General features: G+C 26.6%; 23 protein-coding genes. 12 read left to right on the top strand and 11 right to left on the bottom strand.

The annotated features are described in order from the left end of the window. Nucleotides 1-7: 7 nt before the first annotated feature. The 4 genes from D3Z07_RS03320 to dnaJ all read right to left on the bottom strand — a co-directional run bounded on the left by D3Z07_RS03320 (nt 8) and on the right by dnaJ (nt 6,841). Nucleotides 8-901 carry a formate dehydrogenase subunit gamma gene (locus tag D3Z07_RS03320; RefSeq protein WP_122893076.1) on the bottom strand — a complete coding sequence of 298 codons (894 nt, stop codon included), beginning with the start codon at nt 899-901 and terminating at the stop codon, nt 8-10. An 88-nt stretch (nt 902-989) separates the two neighbouring features. Further along, complete coding sequence (trpB, locus tag D3Z07_RS03315; protein ID WP_076086216.1) at nt 990-2,207, bottom strand: tryptophan synthase subunit beta; 1,218 nt, start codon at nt 2,205-2,207, stop codon at nt 990-992. A gap of 73 nt (nt 2,208-2,280) precedes the next feature. Continuing rightward, on the bottom strand, nt 2,281-5,652 hold the full coding sequence (locus D3Z07_RS03310; protein ID WP_122893075.1) for a transporter substrate-binding domain-containing protein: 3,372 nt from the start codon (nt 5,650-5,652) through the stop codon (nt 2,281-2,283). Nucleotides 5,653-5,716: 64 nt separating this feature from the next. Continuing rightward, the gene (dnaJ, locus tag D3Z07_RS03305) at nt 5,717-6,841 is read right to left on the bottom strand and encodes a molecular chaperone DnaJ (RefSeq protein ID WP_076086222.1); all 1,125 of its coding nucleotides are present in this window, start codon (nt 6,839-6,841) and stop codon (nt 5,717-5,719) included. Between the two features lie 100 nt (nt 6,842-6,941). Here dnaJ and recR point away from each other — a divergent pair, with 100 nt between their 5' ends. Genes recR through D3Z07_RS03285 form a run of 4 tightly spaced genes read left to right on the top strand, consistent with a single transcriptional unit; the run spans nt 6,942 to nt 10,119 of the window. Then, nucleotides 6,942-7,514, top strand: a complete 573-nt coding sequence (recR, locus tag D3Z07_RS03300) for a recombination mediator RecR (protein WP_076086225.1) — start codon at nt 6,942-6,944, stop codon at nt 7,512-7,514. Nucleotide 7,515: 1 nt separating this feature from the next. Then, nucleotides 7,516-7,689, top strand: coding sequence for a uracil-DNA glycosylase (locus D3Z07_RS03295; protein ID WP_076086228.1), 174 nt, complete (start codon nt 7,516-7,518; stop codon nt 7,687-7,689). 7 nt (nt 7,690-7,696) lie between these two features. Continuing rightward, nucleotides 7,697-9,184: a PAS domain-containing sensor histidine kinase gene (locus tag D3Z07_RS03290; RefSeq protein ID WP_122893074.1), complete on the top strand. Its 1,488-nt coding sequence runs from the start codon at nt 7,697-7,699 to the stop codon at nt 9,182-9,184. 11 nt (nt 9,185-9,195) lie between these two features. Then, nucleotides 9,196-10,119, top strand: a complete 924-nt coding sequence (locus D3Z07_RS03285; RefSeq protein WP_076086234.1) for a dUTP diphosphatase — start codon at nt 9,196-9,198, stop codon at nt 10,117-10,119. A 50-nt stretch (nt 10,120-10,169) separates the two neighbouring features. Here D3Z07_RS03285 and D3Z07_RS03280 read toward each other — a convergent pair whose 3' ends face one another. Both D3Z07_RS03280 and D3Z07_RS03275 read right to left on the bottom strand, forming a co-directional pair. Next, nucleotides 10,170-10,670, bottom strand: a complete 501-nt coding sequence (locus D3Z07_RS03280; protein ID WP_076086237.1) for a gamma carbonic anhydrase family protein — start codon at nt 10,668-10,670, stop codon at nt 10,170-10,172. A gap of 11 nt (nt 10,671-10,681) precedes the next feature. Further along, nucleotides 10,682-11,923, bottom strand: coding sequence for an argininosuccinate synthase (locus D3Z07_RS03275; RefSeq protein ID WP_076086240.1), 1,242 nt, complete (start codon nt 11,921-11,923; stop codon nt 10,682-10,684). A 68-nt stretch (nt 11,924-11,991) separates the two neighbouring features. Between D3Z07_RS03275 and D3Z07_RS03270 the strand changes: the two genes are divergently transcribed. The 4 genes from D3Z07_RS03270 to lptB are packed head-to-tail and all read left to right on the top strand — an operon-like array spanning nt 11,992 to nt 14,365. Then, on the top strand, nt 11,992-12,243 hold the full coding sequence (locus D3Z07_RS03270) for a S4 domain-containing protein (RefSeq protein WP_076086243.1): 252 nt from the start codon (nt 11,992-11,994) through the stop codon (nt 12,241-12,243). Nucleotides 12,244-12,246: 3 nt separating this feature from the next. Continuing rightward, nucleotides 12,247-13,227, top strand: a complete 981-nt coding sequence (gene trpD, locus D3Z07_RS03265) for an anthranilate phosphoribosyltransferase (RefSeq protein ID WP_076086246.1) — start codon at nt 12,247-12,249, stop codon at nt 13,225-13,227. 9 nt (nt 13,228-13,236) lie between these two features. Beyond that, the gene (tsaE, locus tag D3Z07_RS03260; protein WP_076086249.1) at nt 13,237-13,650 is read left to right on the top strand and encodes a tRNA (adenosine(37)-N6)-threonylcarbamoyltransferase complex ATPase subunit type 1 TsaE; all 414 of its coding nucleotides are present in this window, start codon (nt 13,237-13,239) and stop codon (nt 13,648-13,650) included. Continuing rightward, the gene (gene lptB / locus D3Z07_RS03255) at nt 13,643-14,365 is read left to right on the top strand and encodes an LPS export ABC transporter ATP-binding protein (RefSeq protein ID WP_076086252.1); all 723 of its coding nucleotides are present in this window, start codon (nt 13,643-13,645) and stop codon (nt 14,363-14,365) included. The genes tsaE and lptB overlap by 8 nt, the downstream gene beginning before the upstream one ends. A gap of 21 nt (nt 14,366-14,386) precedes the next feature. On the opposite strand, the gene D3Z07_RS03250 is transcribed toward lptB, so the two are convergent. The 3 genes from D3Z07_RS03250 to kdsB all read right to left on the bottom strand — a co-directional run bounded on the left by D3Z07_RS03250 (nt 14,387) and on the right by kdsB (nt 18,496). Further along, on the bottom strand, nt 14,387-15,706 hold the full coding sequence (locus D3Z07_RS03250) for a GGDEF domain-containing response regulator (RefSeq protein ID WP_076086255.1): 1,320 nt from the start codon (nt 15,704-15,706) through the stop codon (nt 14,387-14,389). Beyond that, nucleotides 15,699-17,681 carry an EAL domain-containing protein gene (locus D3Z07_RS03245; protein ID WP_122893073.1) on the bottom strand — a complete coding sequence of 661 codons (1,983 nt, stop codon included), beginning with the start codon at nt 17,679-17,681 and terminating at the stop codon, nt 15,699-15,701. Before D3Z07_RS03245 ends, D3Z07_RS03250 begins: the two co-directional genes overlap by 8 nt. 89 nt (nt 17,682-17,770) lie before the next feature. Beyond that, entirely contained in the window at nt 17,771-18,496 is a 726-nt protein-coding gene (kdsB, locus tag D3Z07_RS03240) for a 3-deoxy-manno-octulosonate cytidylyltransferase (protein ID WP_076086261.1), read from the bottom strand. Nucleotides 18,497-18,584: 88 nt separating this feature from the next. On the opposite strand from kdsB, the gene polA reads away from it, so the two are divergent. The 4 genes from polA (at nt 18,585) to D3Z07_RS03220 (ending at nt 22,567) form a co-directional block, all read left to right on the top strand. Continuing rightward, nucleotides 18,585-21,263, top strand: a complete 2,679-nt coding sequence (polA, locus tag D3Z07_RS03235) for a DNA polymerase I (protein WP_122893072.1) — start codon at nt 18,585-18,587, stop codon at nt 21,261-21,263. A gap of 102 nt (nt 21,264-21,365) precedes the next feature. Continuing rightward, complete coding sequence (locus tag D3Z07_RS03230; RefSeq protein WP_122893071.1) at nt 21,366-22,070, top strand: response regulator transcription factor; 705 nt, start codon at nt 21,366-21,368, stop codon at nt 22,068-22,070. 39 nt (nt 22,071-22,109) lie between these two features. Further along, nucleotides 22,110-22,304 (top strand): hypothetical protein, encoded by a 195-nt coding sequence (locus D3Z07_RS03225; RefSeq protein ID WP_076086271.1) that lies wholly within the window; start codon nt 22,110-22,112, stop codon nt 22,302-22,304. Nucleotides 22,305-22,339: 35 nt separating this feature from the next. Next, nucleotides 22,340-22,567, top strand: coding sequence for a hypothetical protein (locus tag D3Z07_RS03220; protein ID WP_237671629.1), 228 nt, complete (start codon nt 22,340-22,342; stop codon nt 22,565-22,567). A 9-nt stretch (nt 22,568-22,576) separates the two neighbouring features. On the opposite strand, the gene lgt is transcribed toward D3Z07_RS03220, so the two are convergent. Beyond that, a complete protein-coding gene (lgt, locus tag D3Z07_RS03215) occupies nt 22,577-23,404 on the bottom strand; it encodes a prolipoprotein diacylglyceryl transferase (protein ID WP_076086277.1) in 828 nt (275 codons plus the stop codon). Nucleotide 23,405: 1 nt separating this feature from the next. Beyond that, nucleotides 23,406-24,701 (bottom strand): (Fe-S)-binding protein, encoded by a 1,296-nt coding sequence (locus D3Z07_RS03210; protein ID WP_076086280.1) that lies wholly within the window; start codon nt 24,699-24,701, stop codon nt 23,406-23,408. Between the last annotated feature and the right edge of the window lie 22 nt (nt 24,702-24,723).

Here is a 24,723-nt window from a genome sequence, read left to right as displayed (position 1 = left end):
ATTAAAACTATTTCTTTTTTTCTTCTTTTTCTAGTTCTTTATAATATGAACTATGTAAAATCTCAACTTCCTCTTTTTCTTTGTATCCATTTATAATACTTTGTAATGCTCCTTTAATTGCAAACATTGACATATAAACATGAGTAAAGAATAAGGCAGTTATAGCTAAACCAACAGCATTGTGTACAATTATAGACCATCTTAAAACTTCAATTTGAGTAAGTCCTAAAGTATGTAATATTTGTATATCTAGATCTTGTACATAAAGTGTTGCTCCTGTGTAAATCATAGCTACACCACCAATTGTACATACCCAAAACCACATTTTTTGACCAGCATTAAATTTTCCAGCAGGTACTGGTTTTTTAATTTTTGATAAATAACCACCTACTATCATTAACCATTTTATGTCATCACCAGTAAAAAGCATATTTTTAAACCACATTATAAACATAGGAATAACACTTATTATAAATAAAATTGTAACAACGGCATGAATGTCTTTACAGGCAATTACAAAAGCTCCACCACCAAAATATGTACCAAACATCATAATTAAACCAGTTGGAATTAATAACATAAATGACACAGCTGCCATTCCATGAACAATTCTATTAAATAAAGTAAAGAAATAATATTTCTTACCTTCATGTGAGAATTGTTTTGGTCCTATAATTAAATAATGCACTAAAAAAACTAATGGAACAATTACTATAATTCCTAAATATGCATTTTTAAAAATCTTTGTCTGTAAAGCAACAAAAATCTCATCTAAATAAACACTACCTTCTTTTCCATAAGCTAGCATTGTATAAATAAGATCTTGATTTGCATCACTTACAGTTGTTGAAGCAAATGAAATTATACTAAACCCTAAAAAAATCAACAACGATTTTAACATCTTGTTCTCCTGTAATAAATTATATAAATTTATATCCTTGGAGAATGACTTTAGTATGACATTTTATAAAAAAGTAAAAAATATTTTACTAAAATTTTGTATTTGGTATAGGATGATTTTCTACAATAAAATCAATATCTTTATCCCCTCGACCTGATAAATTAACTAATATAGTTTTATCACTAGGTAAAGTTTTTGCTAACTTCATTGCATAAGCAACAGCATGAGCAGATTCAAGTGCGGGAATAATTCCTTCAAGTTGTGATAATTTATAAAATGCATCAATAGCTTCTTTGTCATCACATAATCCTACTTTTGTTCGTCCACTTTCATTAAGATATGCATGTTCAGGACCAACAGAGGGATAATCGATTCCTGAACCTATTGAATAAACTGGTGCTGGTTCACCTTCTTTATCTTTTAACATTATAGAGTTAAAGCCATGCATTACACCTTCTTCTCCATAAGTTAAACTTGCAGAATGTTCTCCAATTTTTTCACCTTTTCCCATAGGTTCAACACCAATTAAATTTACATCAGTATCATCAATAAATCCTGCAAATATTCCCATTGCATTTGAACCACCACCAACACATGCAACTACATTATCAGGGTTTTTGTTTTCATGCTCTTTAAATTGTTCTTTTGATTCAATACCAATAATACTTTGGAAATCTCTAACCATCATAGGGAAAGGATGAGGACCTACAACTGAGCCAATACAATATATTGAATCTTCAACTTGCGAAACATAAGATTCAAATGCTGAATCAACAGCTTCTTTAAGAGTTTTTAATCCATGAGTTGCCGGAATAATTTTAGCTCCTAATATTTTCATTCTAATTACATTTGGATGCTCTTTAGCAATATCAACTTCACCCATATGTATTTCACACTCTAATCCAAAATATGCAGCAGCAGTAGCAAGTGCAACACCATGTTGACCAGCTCCTGTTTCAGCAATTACTTTTTTCTTTCCAAGATGTTTTGCAAGTATTACTTCTGCCATACAATGATTTAATTTATGTGCACCAGTGTGATTTAAATCTTCTCTTTTTAAATATATCTTAGCACCACCACAATAATTTGTAAGATTCTTTGCAAAAGAAATTGGAGTAGGTCTACCTTGATAGTGTTTTCTTACATATTTTAACTCATCAATAAATTCAGGAGATTTCTTTAGTTGTTCATAAGCATTTTTTATATCTTCGAATGGTTTTTCAAGAATAGGAGGAATAAAAGAACCTCCAAACTTTCCAAAATAACCATTTTTATCTGGCATTGTTTCTAAATATTCAGATTTCATATTTTTCCTTAGCAAGTATTTATGAAAGTATTCTACATTATTTTTTATGTAAAGAAAATAATAGATGTGATAGTTATAATTTAATAGGTATTAAAATATTAACTTTTGTACATTTCTCGTAGTTTTTGTAAGATATATTATTTATACTTATTTGTCCTTCTAAACTCTCTGTAATAATTTTATGTGTCATATATAAACCAAGGCCCGTGCCTTGAGATTTATGTTTAGTAGTAAAGTAGGGTTCAAATACTTTTTTTATAATATCTTCTTTTATTCCACCTGCTGTATCTATTATTTCAATTAATGCTTTATTGTCTTTTTTTAAGACATTTATATAAATGTTTCTTTGATTTTCTTCTATATTTTTTAGAGCATCTTTTGAATTATTTATAATATTTAGAATAGCTTGATTTAATTCATTTTCATAAGAATAAAGCTCTATCTCTTCTATATCTTTTTCAATATTAATAAAATAGTTTTTTAAAGAACCTTTTACGATTGACAGCACGGTATTTATACTATTTTCAATAGTAAAGTTTTGTTTTATTTTATCTTTTCTCATATAATTTTGGAAATCATCAATGGTTTGTGATAAAAATTGTGTAGTATTTGTAATACTATCAACACTATCAATAAATATTTTATCTGTTAATAATCCAAACTCTTTTTGTACTTTAAGTCCTGAAGCTGTTGTTGTAATTGAGCTTAAAGGTTGTCTCCATTGATGTGCAATATTTGCAATCATTTCACCTAAGCTTGCCATTTTTGATTGTTGTATGATTAAATTTTCTTTGTTTTTTATTTCTGTTAAATCTACTACAGAAATAATATATGAAGATAAATTATCATAAACAATTTTTTTAGCATTTACAAGTAATGGCACATTTGTTCTATCTTTCGTTATTCCAATAACTTCATGTTCTTTGTCTTTTTCTTCTGTTTGTCTAATAATTTCAACTATATCTTTTTCTTGTAGAAGCATAGAAATATCTTTATTTACTAACTCTTCGTATTTAAAAATATTTAAGGTTTCTTTATTTGCATAAATTATTTGATAATCTTTGATAATTAATATACCAGCTAAACTTAAATCAATTACTGTTTCGAAGTTCTTTGTTGTATTTTCTAGTCTCTTTTGATATTTTAATAATTGATTGTTTTTATATAAAATTAGTAATAAAATAATTATAAAAATAAGAGCTACTTTCCAAAATAACGAATAATCAAAAACTTTTTCATATTCGATATTCAACCATTTATTATAAATAAGTTCTTTTTCTTCGGGAGTTATATTTTTAAGCACTTTATTTATTATTGATTGAAGAAGAGTATAATCATTTCTAATCAAGATATTCATATTAAAATCAATACCTGTTACACCTGTGATTTTAATATTATTAAAGCCCTTAGATTTAATATTATGGATTAAAACAGGCATTATATCTACAACAGCATAAACTTCATCTTTTGATAATAAGTCCAATGCTTCACCTATGTTTTTTACTGGTATTAGATTAATACTAGGGTAGGCTTCTTTTATTAGTTTATGTGCTGTATAATTTTCACCTACTGCAACTTTTTTACCAATTAATTTACTTGCATCAGGAATATAATCTTTATCTTTTAATGTTGCAATTCCTATTGGAGCTTTAAAATATGAATCAGAAAAAATAGCAAATTTTTCTCTATCTTTTGTTTTTGATGTTGTTACTAGAACATCATTTTCTTTTAGTTCTATTTTTTTTAATGATGAAGAAAACTTATCATCAAAATGATTTTTAGTTTTTAAATTTGCTTTATCTATGATAAGGCTCCAAAAATCATATCCTAATCCATAGGGTTTTCCATTATTTTCAAATGCAAAAGGAGCCCAAGTTTTAACTAATGAGATATTTATAATAGTGTTTTTAATAAAGTCAAGCTCTTTTTTAGTGAAATTAATATTTTTTGTATGATTGATCCACTTATTATTAAGATTTTTTTGCTCTTCGTCACTTATTAAAAGCATTGCTTTATTAATAATATCTTTTAATATTTTTGTATCTTTATGAACTCCCATCGACAACATTGGATTAAAGTTTTTAATATGAGCAGTACCTGTGATATGAAGTTTATGGATATACTTTGATTTAATATAATAGTTTGCTGATAGCTTATCTAAAATAGTAGCATCTGCATAGTTATTTGCAACTGCATCTAAAAATTCTGAGACAGTTTTATATTCAATTACCTTTATCTTTGGATGGTGTTTTTTTACAAGTTTTGTCATATTCCAATTTTTTGCTAAAGCAACAGTTTTACCATCTAAATCATCAATATTGATTAAAGAATTATTACTCTTTTTTGTAATTATTGACATGTTCTGATTAATATAAGGTTTTGAAAAACTTATATATTCTTCTCTTTTTTTATTTTTTGTAATTATGGGTAATATGTCTATTTTTCTTTCTTTGAAATCATTAACTAATAAAGACCACTCTTTTGCTTTAAAAATAGGTTCTATTCCAATTTTAGAAAAGAGTAATCTTATATAATCAATAACATAGCCTTTTGGCTCTCCTTCTTCATTGAAATCATAAGGTTTATAAGCCAATTCGTTTGCAATAACTAGTTTCTCATTTTTCTTTATAAAATTTATTTCTTCTTTAGTAAAAGTAAGAACTTTTTTATTTTCTATATTTCCTAACCACTTAGAGGATATTGTGTTTTTTTCATTTTGAGTTATTGAATCTAATGCTTTTTGAATAATATTAACCAAAATATTTGTCTGCTTATTTGTAGCCATAGATAATTTATTTTCAATATTATTTAAATGAAACTTTGGATAAATTTTAGATAAGTTCTGTTTATTTGTCAGATAATTTATAATTGGAATATTCGAGATTAAAAAATCTGCTTTTTTTGTATTTATAGCATCTATTGCTTCTAAAACATTTTTTACTGTTAAAACTTTTACTTTTGGATGATTCTTTTCTATATATTCTTCATGTGAAGACCCTTTAGGTATTGCTATTGATTTACCTACAAGATCTTTTGTACTACTAATTTCTACATCTTTAAGTGTATAAACATAAGCTCTAATTGTTAAATAATCACGTGTGAATAAAAGATATTTTTCTCTTTTTTGAGTTTTTTTTAAAATTGGAAGTAATTGAATTTTATTTTGTTTTATCTTTTTAAGTAAGTTATTCCATGAATCAATATCATATTCGAATTTTAATGAAGTTTTTTTCTCAATTATATCTAGATAATCTCTAGCTAAACCCTTGTATAAACCATCTTCTGCAAAATCAAAAGGTGCCCAGTTTTTTTCTGCTCCAACTTTTATAGTAGGATTGTTTTTTATATATTGTATTTCTTCTTCTGTTAAATTTATATTTGAATTAGCATAAGATATATTTGAGAAAAAAATTAAAAAAAATAATAGAGATTTTATTACAGACATGTACAACCTTTTTTATGATTATATCATTAAAAGGTTGTATATTATAATTTGAATTATATAAATTTTATGAAAACCATTTTTTTGCTTTTGCAAACATGCCTTCAAAACTTGATTCATGAGGTTTACTTTCAAGACCAAAACTTTCTTGTAGTTTTTCTAATAATTCTTTTTGTTCATCATTTAATTTTTTAGGATATTCAATTTTAATTTGTACTACTAAATTTCCTTTTCCATATCCTTGAACAGATTTTACACCTTCATCTTTAAATGTAAATTGTTGTTTATCTTTAGCTCCTGCAGGAATATCAAGTTCTAACTCACCTCTTAATCCAGGGATTTTAATTTTTCCACCAAGTGCTACTTGAGTGAAGAAAATTGGAGCTTCATAATAAATATCATCATCATGTCTAACAAAATGTGAATCTTCTTCAACAGAAACTTCTAAGTATAAGTCACCTCTTGATCCATCTGGAGCTATATTACCTTTATTTGATACTCTAATTCTCATTCCATCATTAACACCTTCTGGAATATCAACTTTAAAGTTATCTTTTATTTCATCATAACCAGTTCCACTACAAGATTTACAAGATGAACTTGCAGCTTGTCCTGAACCTTGACATGTTGGACATGTTTGTGCAAAAGTCATAAAACCTTGTCTAGCATGAACTTGACCTTGTCCTCCACATGTTGAACATGTTGACAGCTTTCCATCTTTAGCCCCTGTACCTTTACAAGGTTTACAAGCAGTTTTATATTTATATTTTATATCTTTGTTACATCCAAAAATTGCTTCATTAAACTCTAATCTAACTTCAACTGCAACATCTAAATTATAATTGTATGATTTTCTTTGTCTTCGTGAACTTCCTCCACCGCCAAAGGCAGAACCAAACATTTCTTCAAAAACCGAGCCTAAGTCATCAAAACCACCTGAGAATCCACCTCTTTGTTGTCCATGACCTTCAAGTCCTGCTTTTCCGTGTCTATCATAAATTGATCTTTTTTCTGCATCACTTAATACTTGGTATGCTTCATTAACTGCTTTAAATCTTTCTTCAGCTTCATTATCTCCTGGGTTTTTATCAGGATGATATTGCATTGCCATTTTTCTATAAGCTTTCTTAATTGTACTTTTTTCAGCATCCCTGCTTACTTCTAATAATTCATAATAATCTATTTCAGTCAATTATTAACTCCTATATAATTATATTTAAGACGCGATTTTATCTAAAAGTAACTAAAATTTAAATGAATTAATTTTAGTTACTTTTTGTTATAATTCGCGTATGAAAAAAGGCTTAGAAAAATTTTATGATTTAGTTGAAGCATTTGAATCTTTACCTACAATTGGTAAGAAATCTGCTTTAAGACTTGCATATCATGTTGTTATGAATGATAATTATTGTGGTATTAAAATTGCGCATAGTATTGAGAATGCTCTAAAAAATATTACAAAATGTGTTAAATGTGGTTCTATGAGTGAACACGAAATATGTGAAGTATGCTTAGACGATTCACGTGATAACACAAAAATGTGTATTGTTCAAAGTGCAAAAGATATTTTTATTATTGAAGATTCAAAACAGTTTGATGGTAAATATTTTGTTATTGAAGAATTAGACCAATATGCAATTGATTCCTTAACTCAGTTTGTTGAAAATAACGAAGTGCAAACTGTTCTTTTTGCAATAACACCATCAATTGCAAATGATGCATTTATTTTATATATTGAAGATAAACTAAAAAGTAAAGATATAAAATTCAGCAAAATTGCCCAAGGTGTTCCAACAGGAGTAAGTTTAGAAAATGTTGATATCTTATCTTTATCAAAAGCAATACAAAGTAAAGTAGAGGTTTAAAATGAGTACTCAAAGAATTGTTTGCCAAAAATGTACTTATTATTATGTTACTTGGGAACAGGGTAAACCACATGGTTGTAATGCTTATGGTTTTAAATCTCAAACAATACCATCTATTGTTGTAAGAAACTCTAGCAAAATGGATTGTACTTTTTATAAACAAAAGCAAAGATGATTAACTTATGCAATTAAAAAAGCAAATTGATGATTTAAAAAAAAATAAATTAGTTATTATTCGATATTGGATTAATAATGAAGAAGTTAAATTTATTTTAAATACTCGTAAAATTGATAAAGAACTTTTTATAAAAAGATATGCCTTTGGTTTATTGGATTATTATATCGATTTAATATCAGAAAAGATAACGCTTAATCAAACTTCATCAATAAATGATTTTTTAAAGTATTTAAGTAAACAAAGTGTTAAACCAGAAGAACTTTATATCTTATTTATATCTTTAAAGAATTCAATGCTTGAACATCTAAATAAATCAAATGTTATTTCTTTAGAAATTTCCAATGAATTAAATCAGCTTTCTGAAAAAATATTTATAAAATTTTTAGAAATTTATAGTCAAACAGTAAAAGATATTGAAAAAGCTTTAAATAAATCAGCAGATATTGTTGATAAACAAGTGATTTTATCTAGAACTGATGCAAAGGGAAAGATTTTAAAAGTATCATCAGCTTTTTGTAAAATAAATGGATATAAAAGTACAGAATTAGTTGGAAAAACTCATGCTTTATTAAAACATCCTGATACTTCAAAAGAATTAATTGATAATTTATGGGAAACAATAAGTGCAGGAAACATTTGGACAGGTGAACTTAAAAATATCAAAAAGAATGGTGATTTTTATTGGGTTGAAACTAGTATTCATCCAAACTTTGATAATATGGGACAAATAATAAGTTTTGATGCAATCAGTCAAGATATTACTTCTAAAAAAGTAATTGAAAGTCAACAAAATTTATTAATTGAACAATCAAAACATGCAGCAATGGGTGAAATGATTTCTATGATTGCACATCAATGGAGACAACCTTTACAAGCAGTTTCAATTTTAGTTCAAAAAATACCACTTACAAAAATGATGGGTACACAAATAACTGATGAACTAATTGATAGTGTAGTAAGTGATGTTGGTGTACAACTTCAGTATATGTCTAAGACTATTGATGATTTTAGAGATTTCTTTAAACCTAATCGTCAAAAAGAAGTTATTGATATTTCTGTTGTTTTAAATAAGTCTGTAGATTTTTTAGGATATTTATTAAAAGCTAACTCTATAAAATTAAATATTGAAAACAAGATGGAAATTGAAGTTTATGTATATTTAAATGAAATAGTTCAAGCTTTAATAAATATTATTAAAAATTCTTGTGATGCCTTAAATGAAAAGGCTATTGAAAATAAAATTATAAATATTAGTACTAGAAAAGATAGTGAATTTATTTATATTATTATTGAAGATAATGCAGGTGGGATACCAAATAATGTAATAGGAAAAATATTTGAGCCATATTTTTCAACAAAAACAAATAAAAATGGAACAGGTTTAGGATTATATATGTGTAAAACAATAATAGAACAGCATAGTAATGGATTTATTTTTGTTGAAAACTCAGATATAGGCGCGAAATTTACAATTAAATTACCATTAAATTAGGAGAGTTAAGTTTGTTATATAAAGATTTTAAAACTAGTATTAAATCATTAGGATTTTTATCAATTGAAGATTTTATGAAATACATTGGAGTTACATCATCGGATGTTTTAGAATGGGAAGAAAAAGATGAAGTTCCTTATACTGTATCTTTAATTGTTCATTTATTAAAAGGTGAGGGTGAACTTCCAAATAACACCGCTTTAGATAGTGTTGTTGAAGAGTGTTTACCATTAGCTTCTTTACTTGAAGAAGCTTCATCTTTTCCTCATAAATTAGAAGAAATGTTTTTATTACAAAAAGAGTTAAATGACTCAACAAATGGTAAAAACTGGGAATTAGGTGTAAATAAGTTTGGAAAAGAGATTAATTGGCTTCGATGTATACATATGGAAGTTGCTGAGTTAATTGATTCTGCGCCTTGGAAACATTGGAAAAATATTTCAGCTGATCCTGATATGAAAAATATTCATGTTGAGTTAGTTGATATTTGGCACTTTTTAATGTCTTATATTTTACAAGAAACAAATGTTCCAAAAGGTGTATCTTTAGTTAATACTCACTGTATTTATGAAGCAGTTGAAGATGTTGATGTTAAATTAATGATTAAAGAATCTGAAAAGCTTTCTTATATTTCACTAGCTATTGAAACTGGTAATATGCCATCATTTTCAGGAATTGAAAGATTTATTGATCAATTCTTTAGAACATGTAAAATTTCTGGTCTTTCATTTACTTGGTTACAAAAACTTTATATTGGTAAAAACTGTTTAAATAAATTTAGACAAGATAATGGGTATAAAGAGGGTACTTATATTAAAGAATGGAATGGTAGAGAAGATAATGTTGTTATGATAGAAATTATTGATACTATGGAAAATGTAAGTTTTGACATCTTAACTGAAGAGTTAACAAAAGCATATAGCAAGTGTAAATAGTGTAAAAAATAAAGTTTAGTTTTAAAACTAAACTTTATAAATAAAATATATTAACTATAATCGTTTTTAAAATCTACATAATGAGCAGCATGATTAATCAAACCTTGCTCATCTTCACTTGTTAATTGTTTTACAACTTTAGCAGGACTTCCCATAATTAAAGAATTTGGTGGAAATACTTTTCCCGCAGTTACAAGTGAATTTGCTCCAACAATTGAACCTTTTCCTATAACTGCATTATCTAAAATAGTTGCACTCATTCCAATTAAACAATTATCTTCAATTTTACAACCATGAAGCATTACTTTATGTCCAATAGTAACATTATCACCAATAATTGTCTGAGTATTTACATCTGTATGAATCATAGATAAATCTTGAATATTAGAATTCTTACCAATAATTACTTTATTAACATCTGCTCTTAATACACATTGAAACCATACGGATGAGTTTTCACCAATACTTACTTGACCAATTACATCAGCACTTGGAGCAATCCAAGCACTTGATTCAATTTGGGGATAAAATTCTTTAAATTTTAAAATCATAGTTTTTCCTACTATTTTTTGTTTTGTGTTTGCCCTGCAATAATGAACCTTAATGCATTAAGTCTAATAAACCCTTCTGCATCTTTTTGATTATAAACTTCATCTTCTTCAAAAGTTGAGTGAGCTTCTGAGAATAATGATTTTGAAGATTCTCTTCCTACAACTGTTACATTACCTTTATAAAGTTTAAGTTTTACAGTACCTTCAACATTTTTTTGAGTTGCATCAATTGAAGCTTGAAGCATTTCTCTCTCAGGTGAGAACCAATAACCTTGGTAAATTAATTTTGCATATTTAGGCATTAATTCATCTTTTAAGTGTGCAGCTTCTCTATCAAGAGTAATAGATTCAATTGCTCTATGTCCTTTTAACATGATAGTTCCACCTGGAGTTTCATAACAACCACGAGCTTTCATACCAACATATCTATTTTCAACAATATCAATTCTTCCAATACCGTGTTTATTCCCATATTCATTTAATGTTTTTAAAATAGTAGCTGGTGACATTTCTTCATCATTAATAGAAATTGGATCACCGTTTTTATATCCAATTGTAATATATTCAGCTTTATCAGGTGCATTTTCAGGAGAAACTGACCATAGCCACATAGCTTCTTCTGGTTCTGCATTTGGATCTTCTAAGCTTAAACCTTCATAAGAAATATGTAAAAGATTAGCATCCATTGAGTATGGACTAACTGCTGGATTTCCATTTTCATCTAAGTGCTTTTTATCAATTGTAATTCCATGTTCACTTGCATAAGAAAGTAATTTTTCTCTAGAATTTAAATCCCATTCTCTCCAAGGAGCAATTACAGTAATTTCAGAATCTAAACCTAAGTAACCTAATTCGAATCTTACTTGATCATTTCCTTTTCCTGTAGCTCCATGAGATACTGCATCAGCACCCATTTTATGTGCAATTTCAATTTGTTTTTTAGAAATTAAAGGACGTGCTATTGAAGTACCTAATAAATATTCACCTTCATAAATAGCATTTGCTCTAAACATTGGGAAAACATAATCTTTTACGAATTCTTCTCTAATATCTAAAATAAAAATATTTTCAGGTTTAATACCCATTGCAAGTGCTTTTTCTCTTGCTGGTTCAACTTCTTCACCTTGACCTAAATCTGCTGTAAATGTAATTACTTCTGCATTATATTCATCTTGTAGCCATTTTAAAATAACTGAAGTATCAAGCCCACCACTATAAGCTAATACTACTTTTTTAACTTCTTTTTTACTCATGAATTTATCCTATGATTATCATTAATTTTAAGCGCATATTTTAACTAAATTTTGTTATAATCTTTATTATGAGAATAGATAAATTTTTAAATGCAGTTAATATTACTAAAAGAAGAGCAGTTGCTGAAGATATGTTACAACATAAAGTTGTATTTATCAACAATCAAAGTGTTAAAAAAGCTAAAGAAGTTAAACTTGGGGATATTATAGAAATTAGATATCTTGAAAAAAGTGACAAATTTAAAGTTTTACAAATACCAACAGTAAAATCAACGCCTAAATCAAAAATGGCAGAATATGTAGAAAAGATTGAAGGATAAATTATGTTTAATACAGCAAAAATGAAATTTGATGATATTTTTGAAAATAGGCTACCACAAGATGAAGTAAGAGAGTATTTAATCGAACTTTATGAAAGAGGTGAAACAGCTGCTGAAATTGCAGGAGCTGCTAGCGCTATGCGTGATCATTTAATTCCTTTACCAATTCATTATGATTTAAAAGAAAAAATCATTGATAATTGTGGAACTGGTGGAGATAAATCAAACTCTTTTAATATATCAACAACAGTTTCAATTCTTTTGAGTGCTTGTGATTGTTATGTTGCAAAGCATGGTAATAGAAGTATTACTAGTAAAAGTGGAAGTGCTGATATGCTTGAAGCTTTAAATATTAAACTTGATTTATCTTTAAAAAAATCTGCAAAGATGCTTGAAGAAACAGGATTTACTTTTATGTTTGCACAAAATCATCATCCTGCTATGAAATATATTATGCCAATTAGAAAAAGTATTCCACATAGAACAATTTTTAATATTTTAGGACCTTTATCAAACCCTGCTACTGTTTCAAAGCAATTAATTGGTGTTTTTGACAAATCATATATAAATAAAATAGCAACTGCTTTAGATTTGTTAGATACTAAAAGATCAATAATTGTTTCATCAAAAGATGGAATGGATGAAATATCTATTTCTGATATTTCTTATGGTACTTCTTTATTTAATGGAAGAATAGAAGACTTTGAGATAAATCCAGAAAACTATGGATTAAAACTTGCACCAAAAGAAGAGATTATTGGTGCAGATGCTTTAACTAATGCAAATATTACAAAAGATATTTTGTCAAATAATATTGAAGGTGCAAAACTTGATATTGTTTTAATAAATACAGCAGCAGCATTAATTGTTGATGAAAAAGCAAGAGATTTTCAAGATGGTATACAAATAGCACAAGAAGCTATTCTAAATGGAAAAGCGAAAGAAAAACTTGAACAAATTATCAAAGTTTCAAATCAATTATAGGTAAGAACTTTGGTAAAAGAATATAATTTAGCATTAGAAGAAATTGATATTTTAACGAATGAGCTTAAAACAATTATAAATGAAGATGTAATTGTGATTTTGCGAGGTGATTTAGCAAGTGGCAAGACTACACTTGTTAAAAATTATGTAAAATCACTAGGATTAGATGATTTAGTTACATCTCCTACTTTCTCTTTACAAAGTGTTTATTCTGGTGATATTTATCATTATGATATTTATAATAAAACTTTAGAAGAGTTCATTTCTTTAGGAATGTTAGAAGAGTTTGAAAAAAGTGGTACTCATTTTGTAGAATGGGGCGATGAAAAATTACAAAATTTATTAGAAGATTATGGATATAATGTAATTTTAATAGAAATAGAAAAATGTGAAAATAAAAGGCAATATAAAATAAATGCATAAATTAAAAATTACAGATATTACAAAATCAATTAAGAAAACTCAAATATTACATGGAATTTCACTAGAAGTTAATTCAGGTGAAATTGTAGGGTTACTTGGACCAAATGGTGCTGGAAAAACTACTACTTTTTATACAGTATGTGGTCTTGTTAAACCAACTTCAGGTCAAGTATTTTTTGATGATAAAGACATTACTTCTTTGCCTTTACATAAAAGAGCATTAAGCGGAATTGGATATTTACCGCAAGAGTCTTCTATTTTTAAAGATTTATCAGTAGAAGATAATTTAATGTTAGCAGCTCAAATTGTAACTGATGATAAAGCAGAACAACACAAAAGAGTTGAAGAATTACTTGAAGTATTTAATATTGAACCAATACGTCAAAGAAAAGGTGTCTCTTTATCTGGAGGTGAGAGAAGAAGAACTGAAATAGCACGTGCTTTAGTTTCTCATCCAAAGTTTTTACTTCTTGATGAACCTTTTGCTGGTGTTGATCCAATTGCAGTAAAAGATATTCAAGAAATTATTGCACAACTTACAAAGATTAATATTGGTGTTTTAATTACAGATCATAATGTTAGAGAAACTTTAGAAATTTGTGATAGAGCTTATGTTATGAAAGCAGGGGCTTTACTTGCAAGTGGAACTAGCGATGAAATTAGACAAGATAAAAAAGTACGTGAACACTATCTTGGAGAAGATTTTAATTTCTAAATTTAAAAAAAGTAGTTATGATTATTTCACTACTACTTTATTTCTTCCTGTTCTTTTTGCTTCATATAAAGCTTCATCTGTTCTTGAAATAAAACTGCTTCCTGTATCATCCTCTTTTATAGCACAAACCCCAAAACTTGCCGTAACATTTAAGTTTAAAGCTGTTAATGAATTTTCATAAATAGTACTTCTGATTTTTTCTGCAACAACTCTAGACCCTTCAGCGTTAGTTTCTGGAAGTAGTATCAAAAATTCTTCACCACCCCATCTAACAACTGTATCATGCTCTCTTACACTTTTACTTACAATATTTGCTATTTCTTTTAATACTTCATCACCAGCTTGATGACCATGTTCATCATTAACTTTTTTAAAGAAATCAATATCAAATAATACTAATGATAATTCATTATCATATCTAATACCTCTTCTTATTTCTTTTTCAAATAAAGAATTAAATTTATTTCTATTATATAAACCAGTTAAATTATCATGTGAAGCTTGATATTCTAATAGATTAGATTTTTCTTTTAATTCTGTAACATCAGTTAAAGATAAAACATAAAAATCATTTACATCATCATAATTATCTATATTTATTGTAAATATTCTTTCTTCGTCATTTAAGTTTTTCATCTTTACGATTCTATTAACTTCTTTTAAACTTTTAATATATTCATAGTAACAAGGATAATCTTTTAAGATACTTTTAGAAATAAATCCATAATCTTCTATAAAATAATCAAATATATTTTTTGAGGTATTTATAAACTCTTCTATTGAAGTAATATTAAAAAATTCTAAAAATCTCTTATTTACATTTTTTATAGTTGTTTTATTTGATAATAAAACAATATTATCTTGAGAGTCTAATATAGATTTTATTTTTTGTATTTCATTATCAACTCTTGTTTCTAAAGATATATTCATCTCTTCTAGTTTTCTTTTTAAATAAATTGGTTCAATAGCTTTAATCATGCTTTCAACTAATTGATATAAATCTATTGGTTTCATTGCATAAGTACTAACGCCCACATTTATAGCTTTTTTAAGAAAACTTGGATCATTATGTGCACTTGTAATTACTATAGGAATGTCTTTATTTAACTCTCTTATTAAAGAACACATTTCAAGTCCATCCATTTTAGGCATATTGATATCTGTTACAATTAAATCTATTTCATTAATATTTAGTTTAAATAAGTCAAGTCCTTCTAAACCATTTTCGGCAGAATGAACTTTTTTAACAAGAGATGATAAAAGTTTTGATGTAAACTCTCTAACTTCTATTTCATCTTCTACATATAAAACGGATATGTTTTGTAGTATTTCTTTATTCATCTAAATCACTCTCCTTAAAGTCTATTAATGATGGGTTTTCTATTGGTGCTGAAAAATAATAACCTTGAGAATAATCAACCCCTAATTCTTTTGTTAATGCAAATATTTCTTTATTCTCAACATACTCTGCAATTGTTAATAACTTTAAACTTTTTGCAAATTCTACAATCGTTTTAGTGATTTTATAAGAGTTGTCATCTGTTGCAATATTCTTAATTATAGATGCATCAATTTTTAAATAATCAACATTCATTTTTAATAAGTGTTCAAAATTTGAATATCCAGAACCAAAATCATCAATAGCAACCTTACAACCTAAGTTTTTAATTTCATCAATAAAAGAAATTAAAAGATTATAGTTTTTAACATTTTCATCTTCTAATATTTCAAAGACAACCTTTTTGGCTACATCATATTTGAGTAACATCTCTTTTATAAAAATTAAGAAATCTGGATCTTCAATATCTTCATAAGATATATTTACTGAAAATTCAAAAGGTAAGTTATCGAATTTTTTAAAAGATTTCTCAATAACAATTTTTGTTAACTTTGTATATTGATTAGATTTTTTTGATATATCTAAAAAGAAAAAAGGAGCTATAATTTTACCATCATCTTCTATAAGTCTTACTAGACATTCATACTTATCAACTTTTAAAGTTTTGTTATTAACTATGGCTTGAAAGTATACTTCAATATGGTTTTTTAAGAAAGCAGACTTTAATTTCTTTGTCCATAGCATATTGTTTTCATATTCTTGAAACTTATCTAGTTCATCATAAAAAACTACATAATCTTTATTGTCTTTTTTCGCTGTCTGTAGCGCAATATCAGCAGTTATTAATTTATTGTTTTTATTTGAAAAAGATATACCAGCTGTTAATCTAATATCAATTTCATATTGATTAAAATTAAAAACTTTTTTATATGAGAACTCTAATATATTCTTTATAACTTTTAGAAATTCATTTTTATCATTTTTAACATTTGTAATACAATAAATATCTGAAGGAAATTTATAAAATTCTAAATTATCAAATTTATCAGTCTCTTCTTTTATAAGATAACTAAGTTCTTTTAAAATTAAATCGCCTGCTTTGTGACCATAGAAATCATTTATTTCTTTAAATGAATTAATATCTAATATACAAATTGAGCTTAGTTTAATGCTTTTATCTTTTTGTAATTCTTTTATTAATTTAGCTCTATTTGGCAAGTTAGTCAAATTATCTGTATATAAAACTTCAAATAATTTCTTTTTGTGATTGATTTCATGAGTAATGTCGTTTAATAATATGATATTTGTGTCATTATGATTTAAAGATATTTTTTGTAGTGTAAAAAAACTATCTTCTTCTTTTTCATTTACAATACATACTTTTAGGTTGTTTTTTGAAGATTTTTCTAACCAATTGTTGTTTATATTACTAAAACATTTTTCATGCTTAATAAAAATATCACCAATTTCATTATATTTTTTATTTATATTTTCAAGTGTATTACATGAAGTTAATTTATAGAAATAATCATTCGCAAATAACACTTCTTTACCATTAGTTGAAAAGATAGGATTTGAAATATTGTGAATAATCGAGCTTGATATTTCTTGTTCACGTTTAAGGAGTAGGTCTTGTTCTAAAATACTTATGTAATGATTGATTTTGTATATAAAATTATTAATATTAATTGGTGCATACAAATAATCAAGATGATTTGACTCTTTGATTAAATCTATATTATTTTTGATTAAAAGTATTACATAAATATTATTTTCTATACTTTTTTTTATTAGCTCTTCATAATTGTTTATTTCAATATTTAAAAAAAGTATATTTAAATGTTTAATTTTATCAATGACTTCTTCAAAATTTGAAGAATAGCTAATAGTAGTGTTTTCTATTTTTTTATTTGAAATCTTCTTAAAATCATCTAAATAAGTAGAATTTATATCAGCTATTAATACATTAAAACGCATTTCTCACCTTAAATTTTATTATAGTTTTACATAAAGTAGCTTCAATATTACTTATTGTCTATATGTACTACTACATAGAAATAAAAAAATTATTTATTAAAAATTTTAAGTGCATTGTTTAAATCTTCTTGTGTATCAATACCAAAAGACCTAGATTCTACTTTAACCATTGCAATATGGTATCCATTATCAATAGCTCTAAGCTGTTCAAGCTTTTCAACATTTTCTAATTTTGATGGTTTTAGTGAACAAAATTTATTTAATGATTTTTTTGTAAAGCCATAAATACCTAAGTGTCCATTATAAATTGAGTTCTCATAATGGTCTCTATGATAAGGCACTTTTGCACGTGAGAAATAAATTGCATTTAAATTTTCATCAAGTATAACTTTTACATGATTTGGATCATCAGCTAATTCAGAGCTTATTTCTTTATGACATGAAACAATCATTATATCTTCATTGTTTTCTTTTACTTTTGAAACTCTATTTATTACAGCTTGAACAACTTCTTTTTCAATAAAAGGCTCATCTGCTTGAACATTTACAATTATTTCGTTTTCATCTAAATTTAGTTTATTAACTGCTTCATTTATTCTATCTGTTCCACTTTGGTGTTCACTTGAAGTCATTACGGCATCAAAACCATGCTCTTGCGCTAAATCAATCACTTCTTGAGAATCTGTTGCAATTACAACTTTGTCTAATGAGCTTACTTGTTTTGCTGTTTTTATAACCATAGGCAAACCTAAAATATCTACTAATATTTTATTTGCAAATCTACTTGAATTTAATCTTGCTGGGATAATAATCATTTATTTGTTCCTTAGGTTATCAAACCTTGTTTAAAGTGTATGTATTATATTATAAAATCTTTAAAGAAGAATATGAAAGAAGAATTTTATGAAAAAAACTATTACAGTTATTGATACCTTTGGCTTTTTATTTAGAAGTTTTTATGCACTACCACCGTTAAAATCAAAAGATGGTTTTCCTACAGGATTATTAACAGGATTTATGAATTTTATAGCAAATGTTGGAAAAGATTTTCAAACAGATTATATTGTTTTTGCTCTTGATGCAAAAGGACCTACATTTAGAAGTGATATATATACTGAATATAAATCACATAGACCTGATGTTCCTGAAGATTTATTAAAACAACTTCCAATTGCAATTGATTGGATTGAAAGAATGGATTTTAAAACTGCAATTAGAACAGGTTTTGAAGCTGATGATATTGTTGCCTCAATTGCAAAAGATGCAAAAGAAAAAGGTTTAGAAGTTAGAATTGTTTCTCACGATAAAGATTTATACCAATTAATCGAAGAAGACATTTATTTATTTGACCCAATTAAAAAAAGTGTTATTGATGAAAAAACATGTTTTGATAAATATGGTGTTTATCCAAAACAGTTCACTGATTATCAATCACTATTAGGTGATAGTGCTGATAATGTTCCAGGAGTTAAAGGAGTTGGTGCTAAAACGGCACAAGCTTTAATAGAACAATATAATGACTTAGATAATATCTATGCAAATTTAGAAAATATTGAAAAGAAAAGATGGCAAACACTTTTAACAGAAGGAAAAGAATTAGCTTATATTTCAAAACAGCTTGTAACTTTATCAAAAGATTGTCATTGTATTGATAATTTAGAAGAATTCCATTTACCTGTTGAAAACCCAATTTTAAAAATTTCTGATACGTTATTAGAATTTGGTTTAAATAGAGTAATTGATAGAGTTAATAAAGAAGGACTAAATTATAAAACTGAAATGCCAAAACCAAAAGAAGTTTTAAAAACTGAATATATACTTTTAAACGATGAAAAAGAATTATTCGAAGTAATTAACAAAATACCAAAAGATACTATTATAGCTTTTGATACAGAAACAACAGATGTAGATACTTTAAAAGCTCAAATTGTAGGTTTTTCTTTTGCCTATGAAGAAGATAAAGCATATTATGCTCCAATTTCGCATTTTTATTTAGGTGCACCTGAACAAATTTCTATTGAAGCAGCTAAAAGAGCTATTAATGAATTAAACAATCATAAATTAGTATTACAAAACTTCAAATATGACTATGAGATAGTAAAATTTAATTTAGATATAGAATTAAAACTATACGCAGATACAATGATTTTAGCGTGGCTTTTAAATACAAGCCAAAGAGTAGGTCTTGATTTCCAAATAGAAAAATATTTTGACCATAAAATGATTGCATTTAAAGATGTTGTAAAAAAAGGTGAGAACTTTTCTAATGTTGAAGTATCTAAAGCTTGTGAATATGCAGGTGAAGATGCATTAATGACTTTTAAACTTTATAAAATACAGTTAATTGAGTTTGATAAAGAAGAAAATAAAAAACTCCTTGATTTAGCAAAAGAAGTAGAGTTTGATTTTATATATGTATTAGCAAATATGTTTGAAAAAGGAATAAAAGTTGATACTAAAGTTCTTGAAGAGTTAAAACATAGTAACAATGACAATATACAAAGTTTAATTACAAGAATTTATGAAGCTGCAGGAACGGAGTTTAATATTAATTCTCCTAAGCAATTAGGTAGTATTTTATTTGAAACATTAAAGCTACCACCATCAAAGAAAACAAAAACTGGATATAGTACTAATGAAGTTGTTTTACATAAACTATATGATGAACATGAAATTATTCCTTTATTACTAAAATATAGAGAAGCTTTTAAACTTCAATCAACTTATATAGAACCATTGTTAGAATTAGCTTTAAAAAATGACGAAAATAGAATTTATACTTCTTTTTTACAAACAGGAACAGCTACAGGAAGATTAAGTTCTAAGAACCCTAACTTACAGAACATTCCTGTAAGAAGCGAGGCCGGGGGATTAATAAGATCAGCATTTATACCAAAAGATGGATATAAACTTGTAGGAATTGATTATTCACAAATAGAGTTGAGACTTCTTGCTCATTTTAGTCAAGATAAAGCATTAGTTGATGCATTTAATTCAGGAGATGATATTCACTATCAAACATCAGTGAAAATTTTTGGCGAAGAAAAGGCAAAAGAGAAAAGGGCAGTTGCAAAATCAATTAACTTTGGTTTACTTTATGGAATGGGAAGTAAAAAACTTGCTGATACTTTAGGAATAACAACTAAAGAAGCTAAGTCATATATTGAATCATATTTTGAAGCTTTTGTTACAGTAAAAGATTATTTAAAATCAATTGAAGAGTTTGCTTTTGAAAATGGATACATTGAAACGCTTCTAAAAAGAAAGAGATTATTTGATTTTGATTCAGCAAATGGAATGCAAAAAGCTGCATATTTAAGAGAATCTGTTAATACTTTATTTCAAGGATCTGCAGCAGATTTAATAAAATTATCAATGATTAAAATATATGAAAAATATAAAAATAATGAAAAAATGAGTATGTTATTACAAATTCATGATGAATTAATCTTTGAAATTGAAGAAAATGAGGTAGAAAAAATAACTAAAGACTTAGAAAAGATAATGGAAAGCATTTTTAGCTTAAACGTCCCATTAAAGGTATCTTGTTCAATTGGAGAGTCTTGGCAAGACTTAAAATAGACTTAAGAAAACCTAATATTGTAAAATATACTAGATATGTTTTGACTTATTAAGTTTTTTTTGTTATTATTATGGCTTAAATCAATATTCAAAGAGTAAAAAATGTTAAAAACAGTAAGAAATATAAGAAAACTTTATAACGCAAAATTATTATTCGTAAGTAGTGATGAAACAATTCATGAAACAATTGAAAATGAATTTGATGATTATTTTAAAGAATTAAAAATAGCAAGTAATATTAATGATGCTTTAGAATTAGCATGTTCAAATACATATGATATGGTAATCATTGATACAAATATTAAAGGTGTTAGTTTTTCTGAATTATGTTCAGAATTAGCAAATTTGGCACCAACATTACCAAAAATTATTATTTCAGATTCAGATGATAATGAAGACATTGTTACAGCTATTAATTATAGTGCATATACTTTTCTATCAAAACCATTGAGACCAAAAGATATTAGACTATCTGTAATCATGTGTCTTAATCAAACAAAAAGAGGTGATAAAATTGAATTCCAAGGTGGAATTTATTTTGATGAATACAGAGATCAGTTTTTTAAAGCTGGTGGAACTTTAATTGATTTTACTAGATTAGAAAAAGCTTTCTTAAAGCTTTTAATTTCTAAACGAAGTGATATCGTAGATTACGATTTAATTAAAGAAGTAGTTTGGAAAGGTAAGGATATGTCTATTTATACAATGAGAAATATTGTAAATAAAATTAGACAAAAAACTTATTATGAAATTATTAGAAACCATTCTAATAAGGGATATACAATAGATAATTTTAAGAACTCTTAATCTTATCGATTTGCATAATATTAATAAAAAAGTTATAATATGGAAGAATTGATCGTTTCTAAAGAAGAACTTGTACAGATGTTTGATACTCAAGAGTTAATAGACACTGGTAAATCTTGGTTGATGGACGGTAAAGAAATAGATATTATAGCTTTACATGATGTAGATCCCAAATTTCTTCAAGATATAACAAATGCTAAATTCTACAAATTGATAACCAAAGGTAATAAATAATGTCCCATTGTCCTTTTTGCAAAAAAAAGATAGCTATGAGTAAAGCTTTTTGCTCAAGAAGTTGTAAAGAAAACTATTTTCAACTAATCGCAATTCAAGTACCAAAACCATTTTTAAAACGAATATTTGTTTTTTGTACTCCAGAACAAAGAGAAGTGGAAATTGAAAATTTTGCTAGCAGACATGGTTGGAGATTAGATTTATTAAAAAATAAAATTAATGAATTAGCTATTGAAGCTGGATTTATAGAAGAAAATAGTTAACTTTTAAAGTTAACTATTTTTATTTAGACTTTTTCTTTTAATCATAAAATAAATAATTACACAAACTAATAATACTACTCCTGATTGTAAAATACCCATAGTTAACCAATCACTATAGATAAATCCTAGTTGAATATCAGGTTGTCTAAAGAACTCTGCTACTATTCTCATAAATGAATATAAAATACCATACATAAGAGCTAGTTGACCATTAAAAGTTTTTCTTTTTCTAAAGTAAACTAATATAGCGAATACAACTAAACCTTCAAGAATTGCTTCATAAAGTTGTGACGGATGTCTTAAAGTCTCTCCTACATAAATTCCCCAAGGAACATCAGTAACACGACCTACTAATTCTTGGTTAAAGAAATTACCGATTCTACCAAAAACGTATGCTGCTGAAATACCAAGAACTGCAATATCTGTTATAAACCAGAATGAAACTTTATTCTTTTTACAGAATAATATTGATGCAATTATAAAGCCTATTAGTGCTCCATGATAACTCATTCCTGCAATTCCAGTATAAACACCATCTACATAAGGATTAAATATTTGCCAAGGGTTTTTTAAATAATACATAGTATTTGTATCATAAAATAAAACGTATCCTAATCTAGCACCTAAGATTACACCAATTTCAGCCCACCAAATATATGAGTCAAATAATTCATTTGAAATATTTAATTTATCATGCTTGATAAACCATTTAGCGATAAAAATTGCTGAAATTAAAGCTAATGCATACATAATCCCGTACCAGTGAACTGGTACAGGTCCTAAATTTATTGCAACTGGGTCAAAATTTGAGTAAATATTTTGCCAAAACTCCTGCATTTTAATCAAGTGCCTCTGCAATTAATTCTATTGGATTTTTAAACTCTACATCTACATCTGAAAGATATAGTGAATTTGTAATTTGCATTCTACATGCAGAACACTCAGCACTTACAACTTGTGCTTTTGTTTCTTTAATCATTGCTGCTTTTGGAAGTCCAGCTGCTTTTGCAAAATCATATTTTTCAGTTTGCATAGTAACACCACCAAAACCACAACATCTATTTGAATCACTCATTTCTGTTAAAACATAGTTTTGTTTTAGTAGATTTCTTGGTTCTTTCCAAACACCTTGCATTTTTTTAGCGTGACATGGATCATGATATGTAACTGTTGTATCAATAGTTTTTTTACTTTGTGCAAGTAAATCTCTTAATTGAGTATTATCATCAAGCCATTTTGTAGCCATAAATATTTTTTTAGATAATTTAACTGCACGTGCTTGCCATTCTGGCTGGTCATGTAAGAAATGTTCCCAATCTTGATTAATCATTGCAGAACATGTTGCTTCTGGGATAATTACAGCATCTACATCATCTATCCATGTTTCAAAATATTCAATATTTTTCTTCGTTAAATAATCAACTGTATCAAAAGCACCTGTAAAATATGCAGGAGCTCCACAACATAGTTGTTTTTTTGGAATCATAATATCAAGCTCAAGCTTTTTTAGAATTTTAACAAGTGCATCACCTGTATTTGTATAAGTATAGTTACTCATACATCCAATAAAAATCGCAACTTTATTCTTTTTATTCTCTTCAACTTTTTTATTTTTTGCAAAAATATTTTGAGGATATTTATTTAAAAAACTTCTCATATCTGCAAAAGGTAAAACTCTATCTTTTTTCACAATAGGAAGTGAAAATCTAGGTTCTGCTGATTGTTTATCTTTATCTAGTTTTAAAGCACATGTTTGGAACATCCATCCCATTCTTGAAAGCATATCCATAGTTTTTCTGTGTCTTAATAGCCAAAAGAATAATCTTTTATACCAAGCTATTCCATATTTTTTAGCAATATCTGCTCTTACTTGTTCAATTACCATATCAGTTGGTAAATCAATAGGACACTCTTCAACACAGTTTGTACATAAGAAACATGATTCAAAAATATCTTTTGCATTTTGATCTAATTCTAATTCATCTCTTTCATAAGCACCTAATAAATCAATAAATCCTCTTGGACTTGTTGTTTCATCTTGGTTTATATTAAAGATTGTACATACAGGTTTACATTTTCCACATTTAACACAGGCATCAGATACAGCTGTGTAATTAAATTTATTTATTGACACTTTTATATAACCTTTTGTTTAA

This window comes from Arcobacter peruensis, assembly GCF_003711085.1.
Taxonomy (GTDB): domain Bacteria; phylum Campylobacterota; class Campylobacteria; order Campylobacterales; family Arcobacteraceae; genus Poseidonibacter; species Poseidonibacter parvus.
Note: the sequence above shows the minus strand (reverse complement) of the source record. Positions and strands in the feature narration are given on the sequence as shown.